General features: G+C 52.4%; 9 protein-coding genes. All 9 read right to left on the bottom strand.

The features are described from left to right. Positions 1-19: 19 nt before the first annotated feature. Positions 20-1006 (bottom strand): ADP-ribosylglycohydrolase family protein, encoded by a 987-nt coding sequence (locus B3F49_RS09975; RefSeq protein WP_293910762.1) that lies wholly within the window; start codon positions 1004-1006, stop codon positions 20-22. A 2-nt stretch (positions 1007-1008) separates the two neighbouring features. Then, on the bottom strand, positions 1009-3108 hold the full coding sequence (locus tag B3F49_RS09980) for an ADP-ribosylglycohydrolase family protein (RefSeq protein WP_293910764.1): 2100 nt from the start codon (positions 3106-3108) through the stop codon (positions 1009-1011). A 51-nt stretch (positions 3109-3159) separates the two neighbouring features. Then, positions 3160-4626, bottom strand: a complete 1467-nt coding sequence (locus B3F49_RS09985) for an extracellular solute-binding protein (protein ID WP_293910766.1) — start codon at positions 4624-4626, stop codon at positions 3160-3162. Between the two features lie 31 nt (positions 4627-4657). Then, positions 4658-5548: a carbohydrate ABC transporter permease gene (locus tag B3F49_RS09990; RefSeq protein ID WP_293910768.1), complete on the bottom strand. Its 891-nt coding sequence runs from the start codon at positions 5546-5548 to the stop codon at positions 4658-4660. Further along, positions 5548-6447 (bottom strand): ABC transporter permease, encoded by a 900-nt coding sequence (locus tag B3F49_RS09995; protein ID WP_293910770.1) that lies wholly within the window; start codon positions 6445-6447, stop codon positions 5548-5550. Before B3F49_RS09995 ends, B3F49_RS09990 begins: the two co-directional genes overlap by 1 nt. Before the next feature lie 12 nt (positions 6448-6459). Beyond that, positions 6460-6771: a DUF4387 domain-containing protein gene (locus B3F49_RS10000; protein WP_293910772.1), complete on the bottom strand. Its 312-nt coding sequence runs from the start codon at positions 6769-6771 to the stop codon at positions 6460-6462. Next, the gene (locus B3F49_RS10005; protein WP_293910774.1) at positions 6755-8140 is read right to left on the bottom strand and encodes an acyclic terpene utilization AtuA family protein; all 1386 of its coding nucleotides are present in this window, start codon (positions 8138-8140) and stop codon (positions 6755-6757) included. Before B3F49_RS10005 ends, B3F49_RS10000 begins: the two co-directional genes overlap by 17 nt. Then, complete coding sequence (locus B3F49_RS10010; RefSeq protein WP_293910776.1) at positions 8137-8820, bottom strand: FadR/GntR family transcriptional regulator; 684 nt, start codon at positions 8818-8820, stop codon at positions 8137-8139. The genes B3F49_RS10005 and B3F49_RS10010 overlap by 4 nt, the downstream gene beginning before the upstream one ends. Positions 8821-8909: 89 nt before the next feature. Then, positions 8910-9083 carry an AI-2E family transporter gene (locus B3F49_RS12405; protein ID WP_414712533.1) on the bottom strand — a complete coding sequence of 58 codons (174 nt, stop codon included), beginning with the start codon at positions 9081-9083 and terminating at the stop codon, positions 8910-8912. Between the last annotated feature and the right edge of the window lie 3 nt (positions 9084-9086).

Raw genomic sequence — 9086 nt, forward strand, 5'->3', positions numbered from 1 at the left:
GCAAACCTTTTTTTTCGGGCTATCGGATCAAATCTGCGAGCTGTTCCCCTATCTGGACGATGTCCAAGCCTTTGGTGAATTGCAGACACGTCCCTGAAGGATGACGCACCTTCTGTACCCAGTGATGTGGAATGGATGAGAGCCCGTACTTGGCTCCCAGGATTGCACCCGCCACCGCACCTATGGTGTCGGCATCTCGGGCAAAGTTGCCTGCAAGCACGAGTGCAGAACGAAAATCGTCATGCCTCAACCGCAGGCACCCGAATGCTGCGGGAATCGCTTCAGATGTGGTAGCCCAAGTGCTTGCCTTGATTTCGTCGTGCAACGACATCCAGCAATCGAGAATATTACCCTCTGCTGCATCGACTATGTCGAAGGCCTTTCTCATGCTGTAGAAGAGCCAGCTGTCGGCAGGAATGGGAGAGAGTGCTGCCTCAAAAATCTCCTCCCAGCTCCCATCGGCCATCGCTACCGATACCGCAGCTGCTACAGCCTGGGCACCCCAAACACCATCCTCACTGTGGCTGATCGAGGCATCGATTTGAGCCATGGCAACCGCCCTGGCAGGATCAGCGGCGCAGACAATACCTACGGGAGGAATGCGCATGGCACTCCCATCACTGAGGTGAAAGGTATTGAACTTGCCGCTCTGCGGCGGTCTGAGGCCTTTTCTCAGATTGTTGGCTGCTGCAACCTCGCTTGCTCCACCGCGTTTGAACTCATCCTGAACCACCACATCCTCAAACCAAGCTTCCACCACCTGTTCGGTAGTGAGATTCCCCTTGGACTTGATCAGGGTTTTTGCCGTCAGCAGGGCAAACTCGGTATCATCGGTACTCCAGGTTGCCCCTGCGTTGAAATCGGTAATGAAGCCATAGCTTTCACGATTTGCCTGCATTCTGGCAGCATCACCGAAGGAGTCCCCAACGGCCAAGCCGATCAAGGCGCCGACCGCCTTATCCCTGACCAGATTGCGGTCTTGCACAAACTCAGAACGTTTCATCATATCTAGAACTCCTTCACCTGCAGGTTCCCAAAGCCTACCCTGCCGTTTGCATACAGTGCATACCCTACCATGCCATAGTCGTAGGGATTGTCCATCGCCTCAAAGGTACCAAGACCCTCAATCTCAAGTGCAAGCTTCCTGCCTTCGGCCTTGAAGGTCAGCACATACTGTCGTTCAAGCTCGGGCGAGGCTTCTCTGACGGCAAGAGGGACCAATCGGCCATGCTGATGCATGAATATTCCCACTTGGCCTTGATGAAACCCTCCATAACATCCCCTTCTGGCCCCTTGGATCCTCAGGCCCACAAAGGCGGAAGTTCCGTAATGGACTATCAGCTTCCCTGCAACCTCAACATCCTTGGTATAATAGTTGCCGGTCATAGCCTCTGCATGATCGAGCGTCATCGCCTCCATCCAAGAGAGGCCTGCCGCATCCTTGACCAGGTCCCATGCCCCATGGTTGTGGCTGAATGGGGTGATGGAGGCGAATTCCTTGACTTGTTGAGCCAAATCAATGGTATACCGGCTCTTGCCGGTTACTGAGAAATGGGAGAGGTGGAGCACCCCGAAATCACGGTTCTTCGCCGGGGAGTTCGCCTCAAAGAGCAAACCAATTTCATCAATCATTGCATTCTTGAGTTTCGGATGATTCGATTCAATCGTGAAAATCACATCATGCCATTCTTGGTCGTACACGACCTCCGAGGCAAGGGGAATTATCTCAGCTGTTGTGGTATTGCGCACATAGGATGAGATGAGAACCGACTCCCCGCTGAACTTCTCCAGCCGATAACGCAGGCTGACTGTTTGGCCCGGATACACCGTCGGAGAGAACACCGGCATATAACGCTCATCATCAAAATCGCTTCTGCGATAGAAAGGTTTATAGTAGAGTCGGCATGCCTGGGGGCGGACCATGCGGTCATAGAGCATGGTCAATTCGCCATGTTCATTACGCAAGCTGCAGGCATTGGGGTTGGAGACCCGAAAACCGTGGATTGATCCAGGAAGGGAGAAGTCGAAGTTGATTTCCCCTTCCTTCTGCAGCAATTCTTGGCCGACAGGGAGGTTTCTGACCTTCAAACTCAAGGCAGCCAATTCCTTGCAGTAGGAAGGAATGTCCATGATGTTCAAATACCCTGAGATGCCCGAAAGAACCAGAATGTCCTGAAGCGGAGCACGATAGTGCTCCTCTACAGCAGCAAGATTGCCGGCAACCCCGAGAATGGAACCTACATTGCCTGCATTGCAGTCGGTGTCCCAGCCTGCCATGGTGGCAATTTCCACTGCACGACTGAGCGTTCTTCCATACAGCAGGGCCATAATGCACACTCCTGCATTGGGAATTATGTGACAGACTCCCGGGTAGCGGTCGTAACCCCAGTTTTTTTGCAGGTAGGCAAGACAGTCACGCCAGTTGTCCGGATGCTCACGATGAAAATCACGTACCGCACCCACTACCTTTGCATACGTACAGTCAGATCGTATTTGTGCACATGCTGCATCGAGTATGGCATCGATGTCATCGGTGGCAAAAGCCTTTGCAATGGCTGCAGCAATGAAGGCGGCCCCTTCAAGCCCATCTCCGTCATGGGAGACGCTGGCAGCCATGCGTGCATGATCGGCAGCTTTTTTACAATCATCAGGAAAGAGAAAACCCCAGGTGTCAATAAAAATCTGACCGCCGATCTGTTCGGCCAGGGTTTTCCCGTTTATGGCAATGGATCCCGACTCCGGGGCCGGAATCCCAGCTTTCAAATTCAAATAGGCGGTGTGCTCGGTGCTCACTCCGTACCCGCCCCACCAGAACATCCCCACCCCCTCGCGGGCGTAGTTCAGCCAAGCTTCGGCAACATCGGAAGCTTGAAGCGTTGTGTGTTGTGGCTTGTCCTGCAAGGCACGCAGGAAAAAGACCGGACCGTTGGCATCGTCATCGGCGGCAAAATTCTTGAATTGTTTTACGTAGCCATGAATATCGCCATAGAAGCGTTGAATCCGCTCACTCGTCCATTGGCTCGGCTCCACCGGAGCACCAAGACGGATTCCGATGTTCATTCCCAGAAAGCCCGCATACAAACGGCAGAGATATTCGTGTGTAGTCATATACGTTCCTTTGAATGCGGCCGGGGCACTGTCCCGGCCACAGAGAGCACATTACTTCAAAACAGTCGCAAGGTAGTCGCTGATTCTGGTTCCACCAGCTGCGTTCCACTTGGTCACAAACTCATCAAAGTCGGAAATCGGCCTGACTCCCCGGATAATGTCGGTGGAATACTCGCGATAGAGCTTGTCCATGGCATCCTTGAGGGGCAGCAGGTCCTCGGTCAAGAGTACGTTGGTGTCAGCTGCGAAATACTTTGCAGCAGCATTGAGGGAGTCGATTGCACTCTTGCTCATCACCTCGCCGACGACATTGGAAGTATCGAGCCCGTTCATGGTCGGCCAGAATTTTGCCCACCAAGAGGGGAACTGCTTGGTAAGAACATACTTGCCGCCTTCGACGGTGTAATGGATGCCTTCCAGGCCAAGCTTATCCAGCTTGCGCCCTTCAGGACCTGCCATATACTCGAGAATCGCCCAAGCTGCATCCTTCACCTTGGAATCTGCATTCAAGGCAAAGCCACGGCTTTCCTTGGTTACATCGACGCTCTGGTAAGCCTGACTGACACCCTTGGCAGGAGGAAGCACCACGAGTTCAACACCTTGGGCTTCCTTCATCTTGTTGTTGTATACGTTGACCACATCACCGGCGGTACCGGCAACGAAGGCAGCAGAACCTTCATAGAAAGCCTGTTCCATCGTCTCCCAAGTCTTGGTGACATACTCGTTGTCCAGCAACCCTTCCTTATAGAGCTTTGCATAGAAAGCCAGCTTGTCGCGGCTCGCCTTTGTGGCATTGCTATACACCCACCTGCCGTTCTCTTTGACAATGGTGGCAGTAAGGCCGAAGGCATGATTGAAGACTGAATCGATTTTCAGGATGCCACCGTCGGTGGTAATCGGCCACTTGGCCATGCCGCTCTCCTTGATCTCCTTGAACATGGCATAGTAGTTGTCCACGGTGGGGTTCTCAAGCAGGGCTTTGCCGCTCTTCAGCTTGGCAAACCAATCGGAGCGCATCACAGGAATCTGGACACGGGCGGGAGCCAGCCACATCAGGTAGGGATAGTTCTTCATTGCAGCCTTGGTGTGGTCGCCCATGATTGCCTTGACGTTTACAGACTTCTCTACATAGGGAGTCAAATCCTCCAGCAAGCCTTCTTGGGCCAGCGGTTGGTCATTGCCCTGGAAGTAGATCAGATCGGGATTGATCTGTCCTGTCCTGAAAGCAATGGGAACCACCGTTGCATAACTACCGGTCGGAGCGGACAGAATAACCAGATCGACATACTTGCCTTCTTTCGCCATGCCCTCTTCGATGGCTTTCTCAAGCATTCCCAACTGCTGGGCATCGGTGATGGGGTCGACATCCTTGCACAGGTAGGTCACCTTCACAGGATTGCCTGCACTTCCAATAGCACCACTTTGGACAGCTGCTGCTGTTTCCTTGGTCCCGGCCGCACCAACAATGCTGATAGCCGTCAACAGGACCAGAAGTACCAATACGCCTCTCTTTTTCATAGAAACCTCCTCATGGTTTTCAAATACTTTTTTATTCCTTAATTCCACCCGAAAGAACATCATTCGCGTAGAATCGCAGCACAAAGGGATAGAGAATGAGAATCGGGATGATTGCCACCACAATGGTAGCCCCCTTGAGGGCGCTGTAGTCGGCGCGGGCCAGAGCGTTGTAATCATAGACATTCTGCTGGCCGAGAATTGAGACGGTGTCACCGAGAACGACAAACTGCCGCAGCACGACCTGCAGTACCGTATCGGTGGACTTGCGAGTCAAATAGATGCCGGCTCTGAAGTACTCATTCCATCGAACTACGGCATAGAACATGGTAATGGTGGCCACTCCCGCCTTGCTCAACGGATAGAAGATTCTCACCAGCATCTGGATGTGGGTAGCCCCATCGATGGTGGCGGCCTCCACTATCGACTGGGGAACCTTCTCAAAGTACCGCATCATAATGATCAGATAGTAGACATTAACTGCAGTGACCAGGATGACCGACCACTTGCTGCCCATCAGGCCTAGTTGCTGCACCACCAAATACTCGGGAACCAAACCCGGGTCGAAGAGCATCATAATGATGAGAAAGACCATGATGGGACGCTTGAGCGTCAAGCGCGGCCTGGTCAGGGCATACGCTGCCGTTGTGGTAAGCACGATATTCACCAGTGTCCCAACCAAGGTAATGATGATGCTGTTTATCAACGAAGGTACCAGGATGGGATGACTGAAAACAATGCGGTAGTTAAGGAAATCCAACTGCTGAGGCAGGATGGCAAGACCTCCCATACCAACCGACTTGGTGGGGCTGGAAAGGGATTTAGCAAGAATGTTGAGCAGGGGGACCAACATAGTAAGGGTTATGAAGAAGAGCAGAAGCACCAACAAAAGCTGTGATAGGCTGAATCGTTTTCTTGTGTACATCACCACACCCCCGAGCCGGTCATTTTCTTCGAGAAAACGTGTGTCGTGTAAACCAGAACCACTCCGACCAAGCCTTTGATAAGACTGACTGCGGTGGCGAGCGAGTACTGACCGCCCTCGATGCCGATGCGGTAGATATAGGTATCGAGAATGTCGATCGTACTCTCCACCGCTTGGTTCGAGAAGTTGAAAACCTGGTCGAAGCCTGCATTCAGGAAGAACCCCAGATTGAGTATGAACATGGTGATCATAGGAGTAACCAAAGCCGGCAGGATGATGTTGGTGATGATTTGCATCCTGCTCGCCCCATCAATCTGGGCGGCTTCGTAGAGAGAGGGCGAGATGGCAAGAATGGCGGTGTAGAAGATGATCGAGTCCCAGCCCAGACTTCGCCATGCCTCGCAAAGCATCAGAATCCAACGAATCTTGGTGCGGTCCGTCATGAAATCAACAGCTTTGCCTCCAAAGAAGGTGACAATCTGATTGACCGACCCTCCCAAGGAAAGGGCGTTGATCCAGATGCCTGCAATTACAACCCAGGAGAGGAAGTGGGGAAGGTAGGAAACAACCTGCACATACTTGCGGAAGCGGAAGGAGCGGATTTCGTTGAGCATAAGAGCGAAGATGACAAAGAAAGGGAAGAGCAGGACATACTTCATGAAGCTGATGATCAAGGTGTTGCCGAGAATCTGGGCAAAGGCTGGACTGGAGAAAATCATCTCAAAGTATTTGAGTCCGACAAAAGGCCAATCCCCCCTTGCACGGAATTGGAAGAAGGCAAGACGCATGTTCAAAATCGGGAGGACCCTGAACAAGACAAAGAAGGTCAACGTAGGAAGCAGCAGAAGGTAGAGAACCCGCTCCGCTTTGATTTGTTTCCATGCACGCTTGATTTCCATACGTACTCCTTGTTAGGGGATGAGAAGACCCATCAAAGGGGCATGCTGTTGAGCCCCATAGACATCACGATCGCCGCAGGTACCCGATGAAATCGGACGGCGATAGGTGATTTTTATTCCCAGGGCTGCTTCAAAACAGTAAATACCCACCAACTGCTCATCGGAAAGTTGATAACACTTCTTGATGGTCTGTCTGCAAAGCACCCCGCTCTCCACCACCCTTCTATAGGTGGCCAAGTCATCGAAAAAGACATCCAGGGTAATGAGGAACGGGCCGCTGTTTTTGCTTCTCAACATGCAGGCCAAATCAACCAATCTGGGCATACCGAGCCTCCTTTTTCCACCATTGCCAGGGGAAGAATACCCGTGGATCATCCACATCCATCAGGTGGTAGACCGAGAACTCATACACCGCTCCGAAGGGAATATCACTGGGAGCGAACGGAAAAGCCAAATTGCCAGCAGTAGCTTTGCGTCCCTCATAACCGTAGTGCATGAAGGTCGACCTCACCGAAGCACAGAGGGCGTCTGCCAAGTCCTGGCTTGCTGCCAGTACTTCAAAGACCACCCCCAGTTCATGACCTGCTTGTTTCTCCGGTTCCAACGAACCCATCACCCCATCCTTTCCATAGTTGAGGAAATTGATGGTGTAGCTTAACGCATCCAACTCCTTGTACTGCTCCTGTACGCTTTGGCGCACCAGTTCCTGCACCTCATCGATTCGATCGATAAGCAGAGGATCGCGCACACCCGCCACCACGATGGTGCGATATGCAACCTTGCGTGCTCCTTCCAGCTTGATCTGATAGACTTTGGTCGCCTCGATCTTGCTGCCCTGCACCCTCACCCGGTTCTTTGCGACCGTGGTGAAGGTACAACAGCTCAAGTCCATGGCTATGCCCGGGCCATGCAACAGATAGGGATGGTCCTTCTCGTAGAAGGTATGGGCAGCCACGCTGACAGGGGTGCAGGTTCGTTTGGGGTCACAGGGATAGACTTCAAAACAATCTTCGTACAGGGTTCCGAGCATGCAGTCCTTGGTGGTCCCCGGATTGCAGCACAGCGCCCCGCACTCCAGCACTTTGCCCAAGTGATAGCTCAGGGCCAAATCAAAGCCATGAAACACACCTACTGCGGCAAAGGGTGCCGGGTCATAGGCGCGACCGCAAACAATAATGTCGGCCTTGGCTTCGAGTACATCCAGAATGGGCTCCAAGCCCATCTGGGCAACCACTCCAGTGGTCTGCTTGAGAATTTGTTCATCCAAGGGAAGGCTTGAGGCATCCAAAGGCTGAACCTTTCCTTTGGAGAGACTGTCAAGAATAGCTTGGTTGGGGATATCGGCCCAGATGATGGCGATTTTTGGTGTACAGCTTGTATGTTCAGCAAGAATCTCTTCAATGATGTCCATTGTCCAGCGGACATGACTCTCTCCGCCGCTGCCGCCGGCAGAGCCGATGATCACCGGGACTTTGAGCGACCAACCACCGAGAATGATGCGCTGCAAATCTTTCTTTGCAGCCATTCTGCTGACAATGGCGGTCTTGGCTCCCAGTTTGTGGGGTCCTGCATCGGTGGATCCTGCATCCACAACGATTGCGTCGGGCTTCTGAGAGAGTCCGTACGCGAAGGATGCGTCGGGAAATCCATACCCAAGAATACCGCAGGGAGAGAGCAACGTAAGGGATTTCATAGAGAGTTCTCCATTTCCAGACGCTGTCGCCGCTGTCTTACATTGGTGATATGTTGCTTCATCGCGTGATGAGCCGCCTCTTTGTCACGCTTGGCAATTGCCTCAACAATCGCCTGATGTTCCTCTTCTATGCTTGCCAACGAGCCTTCCTGCTTCTTGTTGGCCTGTGCAAGTTCTTCGATGAGATCATAATAGGTATCGATGAAGTTCATGTAAAAGATGTTGCGTGAAGCCTGGGCAAGCTTGTAGTGGAAGTAGTGGTCCAAGCTGAAATGTCCTGCCGGTTTGGGTTCCTGGACAGAGAGGGTCTGTCGTATCTCGGCAATCTCTTCGTCGCTTGCACGATCGATGACAATCTCAACCATCTTGGATTCCAGCGAATCACGAAAATCCAAAAGATCCTGAAAGGTTGCTTCCTTGAGAGCGTCACTCACCGGCTTTGAGAGGCGTTCGATGATGTCCTTCTCGATAAAGGTCCCGTTCTTGGTTTTTCTGCGTATATAGCCCAATGCCTGCAGTTGGATCATTGCCTCCCGGATGACACCCCGGCTCACCGCAAACTGTTCACTGAAGACGAGCTCGCTCGGCAATTTCTGCCCGGGCTTGAGCTCGCCGGCATGAATCAGGGCAAGGATCTGATTCACCACCTTATCTGAGAGTCGTTCATTTCTCACAGGCACAATGCTCAAGGTATTACTCCTATTGTCCATTTGTCGGACAAATAGAGCATACCATTGGTTTTCTTACATCACAACACTTTTTTTCCTGATTATTGCTTGCTCGGTTTCAGCAGCTGATACACCGTCGCCGCCAAGGGGACTCCAAAGAGGACGCCTGGCACCCCGAACAATCCAGCTCCCAGGATGACTGAAACAAAGACCCAGACTCCGGGCAATCCCACCGAACTGCCGACCACGCGGGGGTAGATGATGTTGCCTTCCAGTTG

The organism is Sphaerochaeta sp. UBA5836 (assembly GCF_002432845.1).
In the GTDB taxonomy this organism is placed as follows: Bacteria; Spirochaetota; Spirochaetia; order Sphaerochaetales; family Sphaerochaetaceae; genus Sphaerochaeta.

Excerpts from the sequence above, each read along its gene's own strand:
- B3F49_RS09980 (WP_293910764.1), bottom strand. The coding sequence starts at position 3,108 with ATGACTACACACGAATATCTCTGCCGTTTGTATGCGGGCTTTCTGGGA.
- B3F49_RS09995 (WP_293910770.1), bottom strand. The coding sequence starts at position 6,447 with ATGGAAATCAAGCGTGCATGGAAACAAATCAAAGCGGAGCGGGTTCTC.
- B3F49_RS10005 (WP_293910774.1), bottom strand. The coding sequence starts at position 8,140 with ATGAAATCCCTTACGTTGCTCTCTCCCTGCGGTATTCTTGGGTATGGA.
- B3F49_RS09990 (WP_293910768.1), bottom strand. The coding sequence starts at position 5,548 with ATGTACACAAGAAAACGATTCAGCCTATCACAGCTTTTGTTGGTGCTT.
- B3F49_RS09975 (WP_293910762.1), bottom strand. The coding sequence starts at position 1,006 with ATGATGAAACGTTCTGAGTTTGTGCAAGACCGCAATCTGGTCAGGGAT.
- B3F49_RS09985 (WP_293910766.1), bottom strand. The coding sequence starts at position 4,626 with ATGAAAAAGAGAGGCGTATTGGTACTTCTGGTCCTGTTGACGGCTATC.
- B3F49_RS10000 (WP_293910772.1), bottom strand. The coding sequence starts at position 6,771 with ATGCCCAGATTGGTTGATTTGGCCTGCATGTTGAGAAGCAAAAACAGC.